This is a genomic window from Mesorhizobium sp. M4A.F.Ca.ET.050.02.1.1, assembly GCF_003997725.1.
In the GTDB taxonomy this organism is placed as follows: domain Bacteria; phylum Pseudomonadota; class Alphaproteobacteria; order Rhizobiales; family Rhizobiaceae; genus Mesorhizobium.
Map to the genome: position 1 here is coordinate 1 of NZ_RZSG01000042.1, position 19,351 is coordinate 19,351.

Below are 19,351 nucleotides of genomic sequence, written 5' to 3' on the forward strand. Positions count from 1 at the left end.
ACTTGACTGTTCATCAGGAAGACGGCGCCGACGGGAATGGGCCGGCAGCCCTGCCAATCTGGCAGATCGCGACCGGCGCGATCGCGTTTGAGCGCCGTGCCGACTTCGGTGCCATCCGCGGAAATGGTGAGCCCTTTCCGACACACGGTCTGGCCAGAAACTGCAACGACGTGCTTGAGCAACAGCACGCCCTTCGGCAGATAGCCGCGGTCGGCAAGCAATGTTGCGAGCGGTTCGGGTGCCTCTATGGCAACGAGATCGGTTGCCGAGAACGGCACGCCGCCGTCGATCAGGTACAGGCCGATTGGCGTGCTGGCTGAAGCATTCCAGATGAACCTTGGCGACGTCGCGGTAGCCGCGGGAAAGAGCATGGCCGTGGTCGCCAACGCGGTCGCCACGAAAATTACGGGCCGCGTCATGGCTGAACCCGCCGGCGGAGCAAATGGGCGCGGTGAAGATCCAGCGTATAGGCGCGTGGCTCCTGTGCGGCCGTCAATCGGTTGTGGACATGCCGCCAGTGATCGGCTGAGACCGCTTGCGGATCGATGCCGAGTTGCTCGATGCCATCGATCGTTTGCAACACCCGCTCCACCTTGGGCCAGCCCTCGGACCTGAGCAGGATGTCGCCGCCGGGTCGCACGAAAGGCAGCGTCTGGTGGGCTTCGCCCTCGCCAACGACGCGCACGATATCGACACGGGAAATGATCGTGCCGAAGTCGTTCGCGGCCCAGCGAACGAAGGCAAAGACGGCGCCAGGACGAAACGAAACAATGCGCCGGTGGCGGTCGAGGACCTTCTCCTGAGCGACCGAACCGAAGCGGATCCAGGACTCGATCTTCTTCTCAACCCACGTTAGTTCGACGTGGGTCAAGCCATCATCGTCCATCGCGCCGAGCCCCGAGCGGCCTGAACGGAAGTCAACGACAGTGCCCATTGGCTGTCTCCTGATTTCACGGGGAAGCAGGCGGCGAGATGTCGTCGCCGAGGTGATGCCAGCGTGGTGACTCACCGCGCCTTGGCGCGGGGCACAGGTCAGCGCCCATACCGACCGGTCGGCGCAAAAGCTGCCGGCGGATGCCGCTTGGCGGGAAGCACGGAACCGCGTGGGTCCGAAGTCGAGGTCACTGCGCCGCGCTCAGCCCATGCCTGGAGCTCGTCGACGGCGTAGACGACACGACCGCCAAGTTTGCGATAGCCAGGACCAGTGCCGTAGGTGCGGTGTTTCTCCAGCGTGCGGGACGACAGGCTGAGGAACTCGGCAGCTTCCTTGGTGCGCAGAAAGCGCGGCGGCAAAACGGCTAGATCTGGTCGCATGTATCGAGCCTCCGGGGAGTTTTGAGAACCGCTGATGCTCAGCGGCGGACAGCGACAACCGTGGCGGAAAGGAGACGTCGCAGAGGATGGGGAAGATTGGGGGGCGCAATATTCCCACCCGGGAGCGCTAGGAGCGCTTGCGATGGCGCAGCAGTTGCAGATAGCCGCCGGCGATCATGGCTCTTCCACCCTTGACGAGACCGATCACGGTGTCGCGCAGGGATGAGGTTTTCCATGGCGCGGCGAGAACTCGCCCCGTCCCGTAGAAGGCGGTCGCGATTTCACGGTAGCTGGCGCCATTGGCGCGGCCATCCGAGGCCCGCATCATCAGGCGCAGGCGGCGCCTCTGTTGAATTGTCATTCGCGTATCGGGGGGAACAGGCCGCCTGTTGTAGGCACGCCAGAAACGAACGAGAGCCTCCACCCGTCCGAGTGTCTGAGAATCCAGCGGTATCAAAGCTGTAAGGGAACGGTTCTCGTCACCGCCGGGAAGGAGGAGAAGTTGTGTTGCTATGCCGCTGTCATGGACGACATGCGAACCTTGCGGACTGTCGCGACCAGGGCCGACCCCGGCAAGCGCCCTGGAAGGGTCGGACGACAGGAAGTCCGGCGACGGGGCGAGGGCCAGCACGGCAGGATCGGCAAGAGGTGACCATAAAACGTCTTGCGTCAATGCGGACAGGTCGGGACGGGCCGCGAAATCGCAACCCCCAGCGTCTCTGCACTTCTGCTGGAAACGGTTTCGTCTCAGTTCCCGAACGAACGAGCGCCAGGTAGAGCCGCTGATATGAATCTGAGCGGCGCAGGCATTCCCAGGCGAGTCCTTCGATTGGCAAGCTGTCGAAGAAGTCGTAGCTGTTATCGTCCCCCCAACGCGACGTGTTCGGCTTCATCGTGTGGGTCCTCGTCAAACTGCAAGTCGTGCCTGCATCGATTCCGGCGATTGGGATTGGCGGAAGACCCTGGATGGACATCGCGTGATGCTTTTTTGGCATCACCGAGGCGGCAATATTGGCTAGGTTTCGGTCTTACGCAGAAGTTGCCGGTAGCCTGTGCGTGTCATCCAGCGCGCCCGCGCCAGATGGCTGTCATGAACCTGTCGGGCACGCTGTGGCTCCTCTTTCGGATCAATCCCGAAGAGGATTCTGACCACCTCGTGCCAATCGGCGCCGTCGGCGTCGGCGTCAAACAAGCGCATGTAGAGCTTGATGTGGCTGCGGTCGTATTCGGTAAGTACTTCCCCCGTGGGCGCGGCGTCGTCGAACGGCTCGATCATGGTTTTCACTCCCCAACCCGCGAGATGGAAATCACAGTTCTTACAGAGGTCACGGCAGCTGCGGAGGCCGCTTTGCGGGCATCACACGATGCTAAGTCGACATCGCCACCCACTGCGCGCCATGTCGCTTCCCGGTTTGACGGCAAGAGGCCCCGCCCGGATGAACCGGGCGGGACCGCGTGTATCTTCTTATTCTGCGCCGCGGCGGCTCGGGCGGGACCAGATCAGGCTGTAGGCCTCACCGTCCTCGTCATTGAAGAGGTTGGCGAAGATCGGGGCGATGAAACTCGGATCGTCGAGCTTGAGGCCCAGATAGTCCCGGCCCTCGTTGGACTGCTTGGACCAGGCGGCGCCGATCTCTGCGCGGCCGACGAAGACCCGGTGGCTGGGGGCGTTCTCGCCATTGGCGCGGGTTTCAGGAACGATGCGCACGCCGCGGGCCTGGACGCTGAGAGTGACGATTTCGCCAGTGAACTCGTTGTTGCCGGACTTCTTGAAGGTGCCGATGGTGGCCATGATAATTCTCCTTGATCCTATCTGTCTCGAGCTCCGCACCATTGCGGCTCGATGGTGGTCGAAAGGTCGAAGGCGATCGCTTGCGCACCGGAGGGCCGAAGCGCAGCGGAGGACGGCGCTGGAGCGACTTTGTTGCTCGCGAGGAATGGCGGCACAGCCGGCAGGGGAAGAAAGTCGTGACGCACCGTTGCGCAACAAGCGATTGAGGCGAAGCCGTTCTTCGGACCAGAAACACCAATCGAAGAGACCGCATCGGTGTTGGCCAAGACAGCCTAGGTGCCAGGAGAAAAGGTGACCTGCGCCAATCTGACCCCGGCAACAGGGGCTCCACGCAAACGGTAGTCGCTTCGCACCTGGCCCGCGCGTCTGCATTGACTAATCTGCGCATAGCGAGGTGGCTCCGGTACCCGGCTCTTCGGCGTTGCACATAGACGTCTCCCGAGTTCGCAGGCTACGACGATGCCTGCGGTGCAAAATTCGATCGCTGTTTCCGCATCCACGTGCCGGCTTGTCGGCAAGGGATGAGGGCGTCGGTCATCGTTGTCGTGTCTCTACGCCCAAGAAAGCTCCGGCAGGCTTTGGCCCTGCACTGTCCTAACCACCGGCGACGCGTCCGGCACGCTCCTGCAGTCCTGTGCGCTCCCCACTTAGGAACCGACATTCGATGCCGCCGTTCTCCTGAGCGATCTGGAGGTGCGAATGTTCAATCCGTGGTTCGATCTTTATTTGTCGGCGCTGGAAGCTCACCAGGTAATTTGGCTTCGAACGCTGCGGATTGCCCGGGGAGGCAGATTGGCAGAGAGGGAAGCGAAGCAAATGATCACTGAGAAAGTGGAGGCGGCCACGCTCGCCGGTACGCTCTTCGCTACCGGATCGGTGGGCAAGGTCGCAGCCGTCTATCGGAGGAAAATTAGAGCCAACAAAAAACGGCTCTCCATCTAATTTCTAGATGACCTAGTGGGACTCCTGCGAAACCGGAAACGACTGAGACACGCTGATGGTAGCAGAATAGACCAGCCGCCCGGCTTCCTCATAGACGGAGACGGTCATGGATTCATCCAAATCGCTTGAGGCCAGTTCGTCGACTGCTATGTCTTGAAGAGCCTTTAGCGCCTCTCGTCGCATTTCGCTCAGGCCATCGAGATCGACCCAGGCATCGCCTAGAGAGTGCCCATTTCTCACAACCTCGAAGAGGTATTTCGACATTCGGCCACTGTGAGACAAAGCAAATGTGGCGGCATTCAAATTTGAGGGCCGGCTATGAGCACGGTGTCCAGCCCTCCGCCTAGCCGGCGGTCAATGCTTTGTGGGGCCTGACGCCGTGGGCGAGAATGCTGATTTCGGCTTCGGTCAAGGTGATCTGATAGCGCTGTGTGGAATTCTTCGAGTAGATGTCGCCAGCAATAATCGAGACGGTCACATCGCCATTTTCGTCGATCTGCACATCCTCGATCTGCAGCGGCGCTGAGTATATGCACTTCGGTGATCCTGGCCTTCGCGCAGGCTGAGCAGACAGTCGCAATGTGAAAAATCCCTTGCTGTAACAGCAATGCGTCTGACGCAAAATTGATGCCAGCAATTCGGTCCCGAGATGAGACACTGAAACGTTGGGCTACTCCCACGTTCGTCCTTATGGATACGTGCCTGCTATTTCGGCGAGAGCGTATTGTTTCGCCAGCCGGCGCCGTGTTCGCCCCCGACACCCAGCGCCGGTTAGGCCCGGCGTTTGCTGGCCTACCCACGCTAGCCTGCCGGGCCGCTCCCGTTTCATGGACTCCAGCCTTTGCGCTTGTCCGGTGGGGCCGCGTGGTTGGTGAATTGCAGGTTCCGGTCATCTCGGCCGGCGCGGCGGCACTCGTGGCAAAAGATCACCTTTGCCAGATCCCAATGAAGGCACGGTTGGTCAGGGCCGAGACGCTCCACAAGCGCGGCGACATCGAGCACGACATGGCGCCTGCAGGTGAGGCAGTCGACCGACATGCCTGTCCCGGCCTCCAGCTTCTTGCCTAGCGTGTCTTCAACAAAGGGGAATTTCATTGTCATGGCGATCTTCGAGAATGAGGTCGCCGCACCTAATAGGATTATATTCCTGATCGCCGATCGCTTGCCAAGGGCTTACGCGATCACGCCATGTCCAAAAGAGGTATCTTAGTCGAGATATGCGGCGGTCCTAATGGGCCGCCAGGCCGGCCTTCCAGGCATTGCTCCCCAACGAACGGGCGCCGGCCACCTTTAGCCCGTCGTTAGGTGTGGGGGCACACCAGCGACGGGCTATCGGGCGCCTATTCAGCCTTCGTTCACAATATTAGTGCAAGCTAACGTAAGGTCATGCTGGTACAGCGTACATGCAAGCCCTAGCACCGACCCCCTCAACGCTGGGGCTTCCTTTTTAATGCTGGGTCTTGCCGCTTGATTGATCCGCCTGCGCTATAAACTTGTTAAAGGCGCGCGCCTCATCGACGGTCTCAAACTGCCGAGACATTGTCGTGCCGTCCGGCTTTAGAACCACTGCGAGGAATGGAAGCCCGAACACGGGCGGGTGATAGACGGCATAGATCGTGCTCGCTTCATCGCGGCGTTTTACAGGGATTTCTGGCCCGGAACTAGATGCGCGTCGGTGTTCGGGTCGGCGGTCTTGGAGTCTTCAACTCTCCTGAAAGGGGTGGGGTGCCAAGTTAATCGGCGCCGGGGCTTTTGCGTACAATCCATTCGACCACGTTGGGGTCGACGTAGTCATCGCCTGTCACAATCCGAACGAGCTTCGTTGCGCGCGGTCGCCACTGGTCCTCAGGAACCTTATCCTCATCCACCCAGCGGTTGAACGCTTCGCGCATTACGTCGAATTCGAAGTATGAGGCGTTGTTGTTGGTCGGCTGCTTCGGGATGGGTTCACAACGGCTTACCGTCCGAAATGTTCCAGCAGGAAATTTGGCCCGTCATTCCTAGGGCCCACTTGGTTTGTCAGGAACGGCTAAGCTACGAACGGCTGCCAGTGTAGCTCGAATGGGCTTCGGCGTGATCTCGGGCAGACTGCCTCAGCTAGTGGTTTGTCCGGTCTTCACGCAGGACGTTGTAGAGAAGCAGGGCCGCCAACAAAGACGCCAAGGCGCCCAACACGTCACCGCCGGTCAGCGCTGAGCAATATACGAAAGCGAATGCCAACTCGGCCATGGTTTCCACTGGCGGGTGTTGTACAGGATTCCGGGGGAGAACCTTTAGAGAGCGCTAAAGTTCCTGGTTGGGATTGGCAGCCGGATATGACATTTGCGCCGGCACGTAGCCCGGCCTGCTTCTACTATGGACACAGGATAGCAGGCCGGCCACACTCCACCAACGAACCCGGAGTTTCAGAATATTGAAACTCAGGTAACGGTCCCACAACCTATCCTTTCGGTGAGTGCGATTAAGCTCGCTCCAGTGGTGATGGCCGAAGCGGTCTCCGCCCTACCGCTCGGGAGTGCGTGGCGGCACCTGATCGAGGAGTGTGATCTCCTCGGTCTCTATGCTCGGGTTTGCAGCCGGCAATTCGCCCTCTGGCGTCAGCTTGTCGACCGCTTCAGGCAAATCTTTGGTGATCCTGGCAATCAGCTCATCGCGTGACAGACCAGTCTGCATCGAAAGAGAAGTGAGGGTGTCCTCGTCGATTGCGTTCTCCACGTCCTTTGGTTCGATCGGCTGATTGGGTCCACTGCTAACCCACGAATCTACCTTCGACCCCGCTCCAGCATTTCTGAAGCGGTCGAGGATGTCCCCAAGCGCCGTCCCGGACACGCCCTTGGATAACTGATCCAAGAGCCCTCCCTGCGGGTTGTTTGGATCGCGATTTCCTCGGATCAAGTCTCCGATCTTCTCGCGATTTTGATAGGCTAGAATGCCAAGCACTGCGACAGCCAGTCTTCCCAGATTTGCCATGGTTTCCTCCCTTGGATCACAGGAGAAGGTTTCGTGATCGCAAAGGTTCCGCCCGTCCATGTGATGCTGCTGCGCTAGCCCGTCTCTTCCGTGAAATCCGGCAGCGAGGCATGCCGCAAGTCGTCCTCGCCGCGCAGATGCTTGATACGGCCGATCAGCCCCGGCTTCACCCATTGCGTCGCCGGCCGCTTCATACCCTTCTGCGGGCCTCCTTGAGCCTCCTGGACGCGCTGCCCCACGATGCGCGAGTTTGAGAAAGGCCACCGAATTCCGGGTCCGGGCAATCTCAGACGCATGCGACAAGCACTGGAGGCAGCCGGTGTGGCAAAAAAGGCCCGCCGGCCGAGGCCAACGGGAGGTCTACTGGAATAGCCAGAGCGTGGTCTGGCACGCTGCAAACGGCCCACCGGCGTTGTGTTTCAACTTGCTAAATTGACTTAGGACCCTGCCAACGGGTGCTCCAGCGGGGGCGGCCACCCGGGCGGGTTTTGCCGGCAGGCGGGTTTTTCTCATCGGCTGACGGTTCGTCTCAGCGGAGATGAGCTTGTCTTGACAGCAGGCACCCTCATTTCTCGTGCCCTCTCCAGGTCCAACTGACTGGCATACTCAGCCTCGAAGGCCTCCGAGTGCCTTCGATACTCGCTCCGCAGATGGAAGTATGGCAGCGCAAATCCGAAAAGGATGATGACGCCGATTGCCCCCGTCATGTGGTCGATAACAGCAAGCCGGTGGAAGAGCGCCATCGCGCCTGCGGTCACAACCGCCCCGTTCATTCCTGCACGGAAAGGGTCAAATTTGGGCGGCGGCGCAAGCGAATCGGCCCGTCGCTTCGCCTAGGTAAACGGCTGCCACGAGCTTGCGACCAAGTCCCGATTGCTAAGCGCAAGTGGCAATGGGGAGGGCCGTTTGGATCCGATAACGAAAAAGGCCCGCTCCGTGTCGACATCAAAGCACAACTGGTCCCCGGCACGCTTACGCATCGAACCCCATGCAACATCGAATCTGATTCAATATCGCATGGCCGTTTCAGTTCCGTTAGCAAACCCTGAAATGCTCCGGAACCTTCCGTTCAGTCCGCTATTGGTCAACAGGAGGTCCGTGAAGTGCGAAAACTGACAGCAGAGCAGTCGCGAGCAGCAAGAACGCTATTGAAGTGGTCGCGCGTGCGGCTTGGCGCCAAGTGCAATCTTAGCGAAACGACGATCAGCGATTTTGAGAACGGGCTAAGGAAACCGCATCCCCGCAAAGTTGCCGCTATGCTGCTGGCTTTCGAAGGGTCGGGAATTGTCTTTTCCGCCGAAGGGAGCCCATCACTATCGCGCTCTGAGGGTCAGACTGGTGGTCGCCACACCGGCAACAGATCGTGGCGCCGTCGGCAGACACAGGGCGCGGGAAGAAACTCCTCGACGTAAGGAGATTCTGGCGGAAGGAGTCCCCAAATGGCAAAGGACAAAAGCAGAGCCGACTTCCGCGCCGCAGGCCAAATCTCGCTTGACGATGACTATGAGGTGAATTTATTCGCCCTGCAGAACAACATCACACCGGCTCAAGTTCGAGAACTCATCCGCAAGCACGGCAATGATCGCGCGACCCTGACCAAGGCTGCCAAGGCATTGCCAGGACGATGACGAGAAATTCCCAGACGTGAGACCACCAATGAGGCGAGCCGCCTTGCCCTGATCACCGGGCCGACCACCAGACCTTGTCTACATCGGCCCCGGATCATGCCCAGCTTGACGCGACAAGCGCCTCAAACCCTGCCGTAGGCGAGCATCCGACAGTGTATGTCGACGTGGCGCGATACCTGCAGGAAACGCAAAGCCCGCCGTCTCGGGGAGAGAACGACGGGCTTTTGCTTGGGGAGCGGCGGGGGGACTGGCCGCTCGCGATAGAAATCCGCCAGACCTGAAACTGTCCCCTGATGGCTGAGACGCTATCCACCGCCGACAGACCTGCTGATTTTTCTTCGCGCCAGCCCTGCAGTGTGAGATAATTCCGACCAGGGTTTTAGGGCGGCAACGATGTCATTGTCGCGCAACAGTGGTGGGTACGAACCGCTGATCTGGACTTGCTCCAGCGGGTCTTTGACCGACTGTGCAAAGAACGCCGGCTAGCCCTCAAGGACAGGGACCAGAGGGAATATCTTGCCTCTCAAATCTTCGAAGTTTTCGACAACGGATCTACCGACGAGACCGAGTTGTGGCGATCGCTTTCAAAACTTCGTACCTCCAAGGAGGCACGAGAGAGCCCGTCGCCTGGAGGACATGGCGACGGGCTCTCTGGCCACCCAGAAGCGGGAGATGACCGCTCCAGATAGAACCGCGACCGCGAAGGTCTGTTCCATGTCCGGACACAAATATTAGCATCCGCTTGACGAGGCAGCCGACGGCCCCAGACTCCATAATGTGGAACGGATCCAGCGCCAATCAGAGCACACGGTGAACGGATACTGCCTCACCATCAGGCTCAGGATCCCCGATGACGCTCGTCCGGATACGCCCATTTTTTGCGATGATTGCGGAAAGTACCTTGGCACCTGGGATGAGATCCAAACCGACTTTGAGAAGCAGGGCGGCCAGGACGGGGTGTTTCGACTCGACAAAGGCCGCATCCAGCGGATCCGCTAGTGCCGGCCGGCAACCCTCTAGTGTCGACCTTTCAGGAACCTAGCCTCGCGAAGCAGCGAATTCCAATCAGTTCCAATTAACTCGACCAGTCGCTTCGCCTCTTCCTGCCCGATGCCAGTCTCCCTCATCAGTCGCTCCGCCAACAGCTTTAGATGGGCGATGCGCTCATCTTCATTGTGGATTGCCGAGCACATAACGGTTCCTCCAATGACAGGAACCGCTGAAGTTGGCTTTTGTTTCGAGTGGGTCGCGACTCTGGGCTCATCCGATTTGCGGATAGAGGAACCCGACACCCACCGTTTTTTGCCAAATAGCAGAAGATGGAAGGGCCGATAACGTCGCCAGCCGGTAGCCTTGCCGGCTAGGCCCGGCGGTCAACAAGCGCTTATCCCCGACCATCGGGTTGCTGTTTGCCAAGCCCGGCTCGCTGGTCGAGGTGACACAGGACTTGCGAGCCGGGCTAGCCGCCGACATCTTCCAATCCGGGGAGGAGTGGTTTCAACAGTCGGCGAGGAGCAAAACGTATCCGATCAGGCCTCATCATGCGATGTGGACTGAGGTCCGAATGAGCCTCCTGCAATGGTCTATTTTAGCAACTGCTTGACTATGCCGCCCTGCGCCCCAGAGTCTCCTTCATGGCGAAGGGCAGCATCAAAGTCGGCGACGAGGTCGCGATCACCGCGACCGTGCGCAAGCGCGTGACTGAGGATCGGGTCGCCGTGTTGATCCCTTCCTACCACCAGCCGCATTCCATCGTTGACCGGTCGCCAAACGTGAGCAGCGGGCAGAAGGTCGAGTTGGTGGGCGACGTCACGCATGTCTACGAGGACAGAGTGACGGTGAACCTTGGCGTTCCAGTAACGGTCAGGCTCAACACGGTGCGGCTTGTCACCAGCTACGTGGCGCCGAAACGGAAGACGCCGCTGGTCGATAAGGCGACGTAACAAAAAGCCCGCCGGCCGAAGCCAGCGGGCAAGAGGTGGTCACGACCCTAGAGCCCGCGAGGGTCGAGCCGCAAATATGCTCGCACGGCAGGCAGGTATTCCGCGCTAACAAATGTTAGGCGATAGCCCCGCGCCTTCGCCGGGCACCCTCAAAGCGGCGCGAACGACGCCACGCAAAGATACAGGCTGACGATACTGCCGGCACGGGTGTTCGAGAGGCAGCCGCGCCACGCGGGCCGTCGGCAAAGTCGCGACGATTCATGAGGCGTGGGGGTCTATCTCACCGACGATCTCGGAGGGGTCGCCGTCGTATTCGTCTGCCGGTGAGACAGCGAGCGTGCCGTCGCCAGCGCGAAAGATGACGATGCTGACCATGAGGCTGGTGGCGAGGCTGAAGGCGAAGGCGTTGGCTTCCATGAGGGACATCTTTCCGGCTCCTGCTTTGGAAGCGGGGAGCGATCCCCGCGCGACAGGCGCCCGATGTGTCCGGCCGAGGGCCGCAATCACCGTGAAGGCAAGCCGGAACGGCGGCACGCTTGGCGTAGTCCGACCCTTTATGGGTTGATGGCATCAGGCCTTCGGACCGGATCAAGGAATTGCGTCGACAAACGCGGGGATCGGTTCCCTGTTCTCCATTCCAGGACGAGAAGGGATGAGAACCTCATGGTTCGCCGCCTTGCTTTCATCGACGCCACATCGGCAGAAACGGTCGTCGGATCAATGCGCCGGCAGCGACGGAAATCGGGGCGAATGACTTGCGGCGAGTGAAAAGGTGGCCTCTTCACGTGGCGCCGAATTTCATCACCGGAATGCCGAGCCTGCGGGCCTTGTCGGCAAGGTTGTCCTGAACGCCGGAGCCGGGGAAATGAATGACGCCAATCGGCAGAATGTCGAGCATGGCGTCGTTGCGCTTGAAGGGCGCGGCCTTGGCATGCCTGATCCAGTCCGGCTTGAAGGCGATCTGTGGCACCTTGCGACTGTGAGCCCATTTGGCCGCGATCAACTCGGCACCTTTTGGTGATCCGCCATGCAGCAGGACCATATCCGGATGCTTGCCATGGACCTGGTCGAGCTTGGCCCAGATCAGCCGATGGTCGTTGAAATCGAGCCCGCCGGTGAAAGCGACTTTCGGTCCGGGTGGCAACAGCACCTGGCTGTCCGCATGCTTTCTCGCGGCAACGAAGTCCCTGCTGTCGATCATTGCCGCGGTCAGGTGGCGATGGTTGACGACAGAACCGAAACGCGGGCGCCAGATCGAATGGGTGTTACGCTCGTAGTGCTCGGCGGCCTGGTCGCGCATCAATTCGAAAGCGCTGCGGCGTTCGAGCAGGGTCTGACCTTGGGCGATGAGGCGCTCGAGCTCGACCGACTTGACCTCGGATCCGTCCTGTTCGCGCTGCAGCCGCAGCTGGCTAAGCTCGTTTTCATCGAGCTCCCCCTCGATCCGCCTGGTCGCGCGATGGAACAGGTTAACCGTTCCCCACAGGAGTTCCTCGAGATCGGGTTCAAGGCGTGTGTCGGCCATTGCCACCACGAGAGCGTCGAAGATATCGGCGATGCTGGCTGCGACCACCTTGCCTTCGGGAAGCGGGCGCGGGTCGGGTTCGTCGTCAAAGGGACGGAAACCGTAAAGCTGAAGCTCCTGAAGGACATGATCGGTTGGTGATGATGCGGATTGCGGCTCGAAGCCGGTGTCGTGCTCGGTGTTCATGGCGGCTTGCCTTCGCGGGATCGGCCGCGCCCATCGCGGCCTTCATGGCGACGAAGGCGATGGACGGTCCGGACCTGCACCCTAAACGGCAGCGCAGGGCCGGAACGCAAGTGGAGGATTGCGGAGCCCGGCTATTTTGTCTCGCGATGGAAAGGCCCGCAGACGGGGTCTCGCGCGGTCCGCCGCGCGGGGTGGCAAGGGCCGCCGGAAAATAGCCGGGCGTAGCCATTGCCTGTCCGGACCGGCCGGCGCCCGATCGCCCTCTGGAAGGCCGTGGGCCGGCCCTCGCCCGGCGAAGGTGCATCCGCCCATCCAAGCCACACATCGCTGGCACGCCTCCCTTCTTCCCCTTCCGGTCAGGCCGCCAGCGCCATGAAGCGCGAGACATCCTGCGGCGCGATCTGCACCCGCAGGATCGCCCACAGGGCATTGGCACCGAGCAGGCGCAGATCCTCGTTGAAATCGCCGAGTTGCGGCGTCAGGACCATCGCCTCGATACCGGCCGCTTTGGTGCGTTCAAGGAGGGTTGCCACTGCGCCCTCGCCTGCCGGATCATTGTCACGGGTGATGTAGAGCCGCCGCAATGTACCAGGGAATTGGATTGCGGACAGATGTGCCGCCGACAACGCTGCGAGTGCCGGCATAGTCGGCAGGATTATGCGTTGCGACAGCATCGTCTCGATGCCTTCGCCGGCGGCCATGACATCGCCGCAAAAGCCGAAGCGGACACCGTGACCGAGCAGGTCGCCCAATGCTCGTCTCGGTGTCTCGATCGGAGCGCGGCCGAGATGGGCATCGCTGAATCCGCTCGGATCGAGCCAGGTGCGGTGAGCGCCAGTCACGTCTCCGTTGAGGTCAGTGACCGCTGCGATCATCGCCGGCCAGATCTCAGTCGGCCCGCTATCTTCGGGACGGTAGTAGCAATGCGGGTGGAAGCGTAGACATCCCGTTTCATGCAAAGCCGTAATGCCGCGGCCGCACAAGTACGTCTCAACGAGCGTCCGTAAAATCGGCCGCGAGATAGAGACCAACCGCCGCGCTGCCTCCGCAGAACCGGAAGGCGCCATCGCCCTGGTCTGCTTCGATGCCGTTGGCTGCCGTTCGGAGCGCGGCAAGCTCAGAAAATTGCAGGCTTCCACGCTGATATCGGCAAAGTCGGTCAGGCCGCAGCTCTCGCGGATCACGTCCAGCAGGTCGCCGTGCTCGCCGGTAGCAGCATCAGTCCATTTGCCTGCGGGACCCTTTGGAGTGTCCCTCAGCCTTACATACATCGATCGCCCAGGCGTATTTCGGACGTCGCCTACAAGCCAATAGTTGCCCTGGCGCCGGCCGTTCGAAAGATAGTTGCGACATACCGCCTCCGCCTGCCGGCCGAGCCGGTGCGCGAGGTCGTTGGGGCTTCTAGACACGGTCCGCCTCCAGAAAAATGCCCGCCGTCTCCGGCGGGCCAGATGAAGACTTGCCACTGATCATCCAGCAGCGATCGTATGAGGCTCATTCGCGGCATCGTCATTTTCAGCGAAGCTCTCGGTGTCGGCCACGGACAATTCGCCGTCGTTCCCCGCCGTCGCTTCGACCACCGTTTGCGGCGATCCTGTCTCATTCGTTTCTGTATTCCCGTTTCCCGGGGTGCGCAGGGGCTCAGGTAGCCAACCGCTGCTCCCGATCAGCTTCTCCGCCTCGCTCGCCATGTCGCCCTTCTTGAGGTGCGCTATTCGGTCAGCGGCTTCCTGGCCCTTCGCTTCAGTGAGTGCCTGGAGAATGCGCGCCTTTGTGACACGCCCGAGGAAGTTGTCGACAGACGGCCGCCAGCCGGCCGCCGTCATGTCGAGGTCGATGGCGTGTGCCAGCCGGTCGGCATGGGCGAGAGCGCGCGGGCGCCTGTTCCATGCTTCATGCACAGCGTTGACCGACATGCTGACGACATAGGCGAAAAGCGCGGCCTGGCGATCGCGATCCCAGCCGCGAAGGGCGTCCCAAAGGTCGGTGGCTTCCTTCGGCAGCGCGTTGGCCCAGTCGTCGTGTCGGACACGGATCGCCTGTGCGCAGGTGCTGTCGTTCAATCCTGGCGCTTGGGCGCCGAAGCTGACGCTCTTCAAGTCCAGTTCCAGGCAGCTATCCGACCCATATTGGTAGAAGATCTTCAGCGTGAACGCGTGCAAGGCGGCGAGGAAGGCTATGTCCGGATTTCCACCGAGCGCCTGACGGAGGCCGAGCGTGCGATGTGCCGTCAGTTCCGTCATGAGCCGGTCAGAGATCGGCGAGATGCGATCATCCTCTTCGGGGTCGGCCAGCGGCTCATTGTCGGCCGAAACGCTGCCCCCGTCTCGGACGGCAGAAGCCTCCAAGGGTTCCTCCCCCTCTTCGCTTGGCTGTGTCTCGATGGGCAACTCGTCCTCGGGACGGACGTAGCCGCGCTCGACGCGAAGACAACCGTCTGGCGCGATGCTGATGAAGCCACCGGCGCGGGCAACCTCGAGCGGGTCGAAGGTGAGTGGCCGGGTTTCGAAGGACTGAAGTCCAGTCTCCAACTCAGCCAGACGCTGATCGATTTCGTCCGGAAGGTCCTCGAGGCTGTCATATTCCTCCGACAGACGATCGAGCTCGAGTTGCAAGGCCTTGCGCGTCAACTCCTCCTCGGCGCTAAGGGGGGACGGTTCGCCGCGCAGCTGGCGGAGACCGAAGGCGTGGCCGTAGGCGAAATCGGGCGCGATTTCGATCCACTTCCAGCCTTCTGCGCGAACTGCCTCCGCCTGGCGTTCCATCTCGTCTGCGACCAGCCGATCAACCAGGACGACGTCCTGCAGCCAGCCACCGTCGTCGCCTTGGAACAGGTCGCGCATGACTGTGCCACCGCCATCGACATAGGCGTCGATGCCGATGAACTGCACCCGCTTGTCTGACGCACGCACCGCGCCCTCGGTCAGCATGCGCCGAATGGCATAGGGCTGCTTGTCATACGAGGCCTTCAGGCGTTCGAGAACCTGCTGCTGACGCTCATGATCGCCGGACACGGTGAACGCCATGAGTTGATCGAGCGTCAGACCATCTTCGGCATAAATCTCAAGCAGTGCTGGTGACACCGAAGCCAGCTTCAGGCGTTGCTTGACGACACCGACCGAGACGAAGAACGCGGCAGCGATCTCCTCCTCCGACTGGCCCTTTTCGCGAAGGGCGAGGAAGGCACGGAACTGATCGAGGGGATGAAGGGGCGCGCGCTGGACGTTTTCCGCCAGCGAGTCCTCCTCGGCAATGCCATCCTCTCGCACGATGCAGGGAACCGGCGCGGTTTTGCTGAGGCGCTTCTGCCTGACTAGCAGGTCCAACGCCCGATAACGCCGGCCACCTGCCGGAATCTCGAACATGCCGGTTTCCACTCCGGCTTCATCCTTGACTGGCCGGACGCTGAGCCCCTGCAACAGGCCGCGGCGGGCAACGTCCTCGGCCAGTTCCTCAACCGAGACGCCGGCTTTCACGCGCCTGACATTTGCCTGACTGAGCACAAGCTTGTTGAAAGGGATGTCGCGCGAAGACGACAGGGTGATCTTTTTGGCAATAGCAGCCATCGATGTTACTCCGCGACGGGCAGCCGAAAGCCACCCTCTCGACCTCCAACCCGTCACAAAGCGCAGCGCCGCCCTGTTACTCTTGAGGACGACGCCGCAGCACGAGAAAAAGAAGACGCGAAGCGGACAGAACTGGAGACCGGTGCATCTCCTGGCTTCCAGAATGTCAGACCGCCTTGTCGAACAGCTTCTTCGCCCGCGCCTCCAGATCAAGCCGGGCATCCTGATGGGTCTTGTCGCGAGCCACCGCCGTGATGCCCTGCACGAAGTCGAAAACACTTTCAGGCTTGCGACCTTCCTCGGTCAGCACTGTCTCAATGATCCTGGTCGCCTCCGCCTTTGAGAAGCCACGCTTGCGCAGGAAGTCGCCGCGATCGTCATCGGTACGGGCAACGATCCGCTCGCGCGCCGCCTTGATGCCGTTGATGAAGGGCATGGGCGACGAATTGGCAAAGCGTGCAAGCGCCGGCGCGGCCTCACGCGCAAAACGTGAAGCTGCGTATTTCGAATGACGAATGGTAATCTCCTCGAACTCCTCAACACCCCAGAGATTGCGATTCTGGCAAACGGCGCGAAGATAGAAGCTTGCGATGCCGAGCGTCTTGGCGCCGACCTCCGAATTCCAACAGTAAAAGCCACGGAAATAAAGATCGGCTGAGCCGTCCCGTAGCCGGCCAGCCTCGATCGGATTGAGATCGTCGACCAGGAAAAGGAACACGTCGCGGTCAGAGGCGTAGAGCGTCGTGGTGTCCTTAGTGATGTCGGCTCGCGGATTATAAATGCTGGTCGACCAGTCAAGGACGCCCGGCACCTTCCACCGGGTGTCACCTGTGCCGTTGCCGGCGATGCGCTGCACGGCGGCGACCAGTTCGCGATCGAAGATGCGGCCGTAGTCCGGGCCGGTGACCGCACGCAACTCAACACGACCATCCTCGATTTCAAGCGTCTTCACCTGTTCGGAGCGGTGAGACGTCAGGCCATATTGTAGATTGATGCCGGCGAGCGGCGCTGGAAGTTGGCGCAAATAGGCCGCCGGCGCGCCAACCAGACTCGCCAGTTGGCCAAAACTCCAATGGGTTGGGGCGATTGGAATATCGGAGCCCGGCAGCACCAGCTTCAGGCGCTCGGCATCGTTGCGGCTTGCCTCTACACGAATAGCCGCGCTTTCCACGGTTCTCGTCCGGCTGCGCTCGGTCCGCGTCTGCACCGCCTCGAATAGCTCCGATAAGGACAAGTAGCGCTCGTCGGCCGGCCGCGAAAACCATTCCGAGGACACGCGACCAATCCGCTCGCCGCGGCTCAAATCCACCTTGAAGCCGCCGGAAAGATCACGGGTGGCGTTCAGAACTTGTGTCATGGGTCGTCTCCATGACGGGCGCCGAAGGCCTCTCCTTCCGCCTCAACCCGTCGCCGAAAACCCGGCCCTTCTCTGACTCTTTGTCGGGAGAGCCCCCGCTCTCCCGACAAACACAAAAAAGGGCGTACAAGGCGTAAGCACCGAAATGCCCGTCGGAGGGAGTAAGTCAGTTCGGTGCTGGAGCAGGTTCGTGGCCCTGAGACCGGTTCAACAGGGCGGCCGTAGGAGCATCAGCATAGCGCCGCCGTAAGGCGGGATGCGGGACCGACAGCCCCCGGCGAAGGGCGCAATATAATGCTTCCTCGGTAAGCTTGACCTCGGAGCGGCATGCGATCCGTCGAGGCGCGTCAGGTCGAATAACCGTTTCTTCGGTCCGGGTCATGGCGACCCTGACTGACCGATATGTGCGAAAACACCGCCCAACATACGCTTATCGACTTTCGCCCTTTCCATCCTCGCCAGCTATCGGCAGCAATCGTTCTGCGACACGAGGAAAGGTAGGCCGCCATGACTGATCCCAGGGAGGCTACAATAAAGCGGACGATCCGCCGTAAGGAGCTACGTGAAATCGTCCCTCTGGCTGACAGCACAATCTATGAAATGGAGCAGCGCGGGCAATTTCCGCGACGTTTCGCTCTTACGCCCCGTTGCGTCGTGTGGGATTTGGCCGAGGTTGAAGCCTGGCTCCATGCGCGCAGGGCAGCACCAATTCCCCGAGCCAGCCCTCCAGATGTGCGTTTGAGAAAGACCGCTCCTGTCAAAGCGCTGGATCGGGCTCAAAGACCGTCATCATCGGGGGCATAAGGACGACGGGGCGCTTCCTTCCCTCGACCCAGGCTTCCACTGCATCGGACCATTCTTGCATCATGTGGCGGCGCTGAACTTCGTATTCCGCCTTGTTGTAGACGCCGCGGGAGGAGCGGCCGTCCTCGTGAGCCAGGCATTTTTCGATCCAGTCGCTGTTGAACCCTAGTTCGTTCAAAAGTGTAGAGCCCGTGCGCCGGAGATCGTGCACGGTGAATGGCTCAAGCGGCAGGCCTTCCTTCTTCGCCAGTTCGGCCACCGCATAGGTCACACGATTGAAGGTTGCGCGCGCCATTGGCGCGTCCGCGTCGTAGCGGGATGGCAGCACGAAACGAGAGTTCCCCGAGCAGGTCTTGAGCGCAACAAAGATGTCGAGCGCCTGGCGTGATAGATAGACGTTGTGGGCCTTCGATCGCTTCATCCGTTCCTTTGGAATGGTCCAGACCGCATTCTCGAAGTCAACCTCGTCCCAGGTTGCGTCCTGAAGTTCGCTTTTTCGAACCATCGTGAACAGGATGAGGCGAAGGCCAAGGCGAATGGTGGGCAGTGTTGCGACCTTCTCCAGTATCTTGAGCATGACGCGGATTTCAGTTGGGGAGAGCGAGCGATCTCTCGGGACAAAGTGAGCAATCGATGCCGGCCCTACGTCGTCGGCCGGATTGGACACCTTCTCGCCATGGAGAATGGCGAAGCCGTAAATTTGCTTGAGGATATCACGGACGTGGATCGCCGTTGCCGGCGCTCCACGCTCGACGATCTTGGCACATTGGGCGCGAAGATCGTCCGGTGTGATTTCGGTCAGCAGCCTATTGCGCCAAACCGGCAGGAGTTCGCGTTCGTAAATTGACCGGCGCATTGAGCGAGTGCTATCCGCCATTGATGCCATGGTCAGCCACTTCTCTCCAAACTGACCAAAGCTCTTTGCTTCTTTCAGTCGCCGTTTGTCGCGCTGCTTCTCGACGGCTGGAGAGCGACCTTCTCTAACCGCTCGACGTGCATCGAGGCATTTTTCCCGGGCTTGGAGCAGGGAGATCCCATCGCGCCCGTACTTGCCGAGATAGACGGTCTCCCTCCGGCCATTGAGCCTGTAATCCAGACGAAACGAGATCGTGCCGCTAGGCATGACGCGGACATACATCCCGTCACGATCCGCCACCTTGTACATTTTCTGCTTTATTTTCAATGCCTTGATTGCGGCGTCCGTCAGCATCCCGACTGCCTTTCCAAAAGTACCGTCACGGGTTTTTTGAGGGCTTTTGGCGGAACTTCTTCTTAATTTTCATAGCCTTAGCCTGAAAAAAGTACCGTCATCAGACCTCTATGA

The 19,351-nt window shown here is 60.6% G+C and carries 23 protein-coding genes; 5 read left to right on the forward strand and 18 right to left on the reverse strand.

The genetic code is table 11. From position 1 onward, the window contains the following. The 7 genes from EOA33_RS05645 to EOA33_RS05675 form a co-directional block, all read right to left on the reverse strand. Positions 1 to 371 (reverse strand): S26 family signal peptidase (locus tag EOA33_RS05645; protein WP_245482246.1); only part of this gene is annotated, 371 nt, incomplete at its 3' end. A 44-nt stretch (positions 372 to 415) separates the two neighbouring features. Continuing rightward, positions 416 to 934 (reverse strand): DUF2840 domain-containing protein, encoded by a 519-nt coding sequence (locus EOA33_RS05650; protein ID WP_127405160.1) that lies wholly within the window; start codon positions 932 to 934, stop codon positions 416 to 418. Positions 935 to 1,032: 98 nt separating this feature from the next. Further along, positions 1,033 to 1,314: a helix-turn-helix domain-containing protein gene (locus EOA33_RS05655; RefSeq protein WP_127282164.1), complete on the reverse strand. Its 282-nt coding sequence runs from the start codon at positions 1,312 to 1,314 to the stop codon at positions 1,033 to 1,035. A gap of 127 nt (positions 1,315 to 1,441) precedes the next feature. Beyond that, positions 1,442 to 1,945, reverse strand: a complete 504-nt coding sequence (locus EOA33_RS05660) for a DUF2285 domain-containing protein (RefSeq protein WP_127405161.1) — start codon at positions 1,943 to 1,945, stop codon at positions 1,442 to 1,444. Next, positions 1,836 to 2,309: a DUF6499 domain-containing protein gene (locus EOA33_RS40280; RefSeq protein ID WP_348628220.1), complete on the reverse strand. Its 474-nt coding sequence runs from the start codon at positions 2,307 to 2,309 to the stop codon at positions 1,836 to 1,838. Before EOA33_RS40280 ends, EOA33_RS05660 begins: the two co-directional genes overlap by 110 nt. Before the next feature lie 20 nt (positions 2,310 to 2,329). Continuing rightward, positions 2,330 to 2,590 carry a DUF2285 domain-containing protein gene (locus EOA33_RS05670; RefSeq protein ID WP_189375072.1) on the reverse strand — a complete coding sequence of 87 codons (261 nt, stop codon included), beginning with the start codon at positions 2,588 to 2,590 and terminating at the stop codon, positions 2,330 to 2,332. Between the two features lie 189 nt (positions 2,591 to 2,779). Next, positions 2,780 to 3,106: a DUF736 domain-containing protein gene (locus tag EOA33_RS05675; RefSeq protein ID WP_127282167.1), complete on the reverse strand. Its 327-nt coding sequence runs from the start codon at positions 3,104 to 3,106 to the stop codon at positions 2,780 to 2,782. Positions 3,107 to 3,805: 699 nt separating this feature from the next. Here EOA33_RS05675 and EOA33_RS05680 point away from each other — a divergent pair. Further along, positions 3,806 to 4,048 carry a hypothetical protein gene (locus tag EOA33_RS05680; protein WP_127400106.1) on the forward strand — a complete coding sequence of 81 codons (243 nt, stop codon included), beginning with the start codon at positions 3,806 to 3,808 and terminating at the stop codon, positions 4,046 to 4,048. Positions 4,049 to 4,060: 12 nt separating this feature from the next. Here the strand turns inward: EOA33_RS05680 and EOA33_RS05685 are convergent, their stop codons facing one another. The 5 genes from EOA33_RS05685 to EOA33_RS05695 form a co-directional block, all read right to left on the reverse strand. After that, the gene (locus tag EOA33_RS05685; RefSeq protein ID WP_127400105.1) at positions 4,061 to 4,312 is read right to left on the reverse strand and encodes a hypothetical protein; all 252 of its coding nucleotides are present in this window, start codon (positions 4,310 to 4,312) and stop codon (positions 4,061 to 4,063) included. 79 nt (positions 4,313 to 4,391) lie between these two features. Further along, positions 4,392 to 4,550 carry a hypothetical protein gene (locus tag EOA33_RS38865; protein WP_189375074.1) on the reverse strand — a complete coding sequence of 53 codons (159 nt, stop codon included), beginning with the start codon at positions 4,548 to 4,550 and terminating at the stop codon, positions 4,392 to 4,394. A 323-nt stretch (positions 4,551 to 4,873) separates the two neighbouring features. Beyond that, the gene (locus EOA33_RS05690; protein WP_127405163.1) at positions 4,874 to 5,149 is read right to left on the reverse strand and encodes a hypothetical protein; all 276 of its coding nucleotides are present in this window, start codon (positions 5,147 to 5,149) and stop codon (positions 4,874 to 4,876) included. A 632-nt stretch (positions 5,150 to 5,781) separates the two neighbouring features. Next, complete coding sequence (locus EOA33_RS38870) at positions 5,782 to 5,940, reverse strand: hypothetical protein (RefSeq protein WP_189363005.1); 159 nt, start codon at positions 5,938 to 5,940, stop codon at positions 5,782 to 5,784. Between the two features lie 610 nt (positions 5,941 to 6,550). Next, the gene (locus tag EOA33_RS05695; protein ID WP_127400102.1) at positions 6,551 to 7,018 is read right to left on the reverse strand and encodes a YidB family protein; all 468 of its coding nucleotides are present in this window, start codon (positions 7,016 to 7,018) and stop codon (positions 6,551 to 6,553) included. 1,103 nt (positions 7,019 to 8,121) lie between these two features. On the opposite strand from EOA33_RS05695, the gene EOA33_RS05705 reads away from it, so the two are divergent. From EOA33_RS05705 to EOA33_RS05725, 3 genes are all read left to right on the forward strand, one after another. Then, a complete protein-coding gene (locus tag EOA33_RS05705; RefSeq protein ID WP_281033505.1) occupies positions 8,122 to 8,430 on the forward strand; it encodes a helix-turn-helix transcriptional regulator in 309 nt (102 codons plus the stop codon). Positions 8,431 to 8,457: 27 nt separating this feature from the next. Then, complete coding sequence (locus EOA33_RS05710; RefSeq protein ID WP_127400101.1) at positions 8,458 to 8,646, forward strand: DUF3606 domain-containing protein; 189 nt, start codon at positions 8,458 to 8,460, stop codon at positions 8,644 to 8,646. Positions 8,647 to 10,280: 1,634 nt separating this feature from the next. Continuing rightward, positions 10,281 to 10,589: a hypothetical protein gene (locus EOA33_RS05725; RefSeq protein WP_127400100.1), complete on the forward strand. Its 309-nt coding sequence runs from the start codon at positions 10,281 to 10,283 to the stop codon at positions 10,587 to 10,589. Between the two features lie 258 nt (positions 10,590 to 10,847). On the opposite strand, the gene EOA33_RS38875 is transcribed toward EOA33_RS05725, so the two are convergent. The 5 genes from EOA33_RS38875 to EOA33_RS05745 form a co-directional block, all read right to left on the reverse strand. After that, complete coding sequence (locus tag EOA33_RS38875; RefSeq protein WP_189347588.1) at positions 10,848 to 11,015, reverse strand: hypothetical protein; 168 nt, start codon at positions 11,013 to 11,015, stop codon at positions 10,848 to 10,850. A gap of 355 nt (positions 11,016 to 11,370) precedes the next feature. After that, positions 11,371 to 12,300 (reverse strand): DUF2493 domain-containing protein, encoded by a 930-nt coding sequence (locus tag EOA33_RS05730; protein WP_127405164.1) that lies wholly within the window; start codon positions 12,298 to 12,300, stop codon positions 11,371 to 11,373. A gap of 356 nt (positions 12,301 to 12,656) precedes the next feature. Then, positions 12,657 to 13,709, reverse strand: a complete 1,053-nt coding sequence (locus EOA33_RS05735) for a toprim domain-containing protein (protein ID WP_127400418.1) — start codon at positions 13,707 to 13,709, stop codon at positions 12,657 to 12,659. Between the two features lie 60 nt (positions 13,710 to 13,769). Beyond that, positions 13,770 to 15,866 (reverse strand): ParB/RepB/Spo0J family partition protein, encoded by a 2,097-nt coding sequence (locus tag EOA33_RS05740; protein WP_127405167.1) that lies wholly within the window; start codon positions 15,864 to 15,866, stop codon positions 13,770 to 13,772. A gap of 166 nt (positions 15,867 to 16,032) precedes the next feature. Next, positions 16,033 to 17,223 carry a DUF932 domain-containing protein gene (locus tag EOA33_RS05745; RefSeq protein WP_127405165.1) on the reverse strand — a complete coding sequence of 397 codons (1,191 nt, stop codon included), beginning with the start codon at positions 17,221 to 17,223 and terminating at the stop codon, positions 16,033 to 16,035. A gap of 507 nt (positions 17,224 to 17,730) precedes the next feature. Here EOA33_RS05745 and EOA33_RS05750 point away from each other — a divergent pair. Continuing rightward, positions 17,731 to 18,027: an AlpA family phage regulatory protein gene (locus tag EOA33_RS05750; protein WP_127399894.1), complete on the forward strand. Its 297-nt coding sequence runs from the start codon at positions 17,731 to 17,733 to the stop codon at positions 18,025 to 18,027. On the opposite strand, the gene EOA33_RS05755 is transcribed toward EOA33_RS05750, so the two are convergent. Continuing rightward, positions 17,981 to 19,237, reverse strand: coding sequence for a site-specific integrase (locus tag EOA33_RS05755; protein ID WP_127405166.1), 1,257 nt, complete (start codon positions 19,235 to 19,237; stop codon positions 17,981 to 17,983). The two genes, EOA33_RS05750 and EOA33_RS05755, sit on opposite strands and share 47 nt — an antisense overlap. Positions 19,238 to 19,351: the final 114 nt, after the last annotated feature.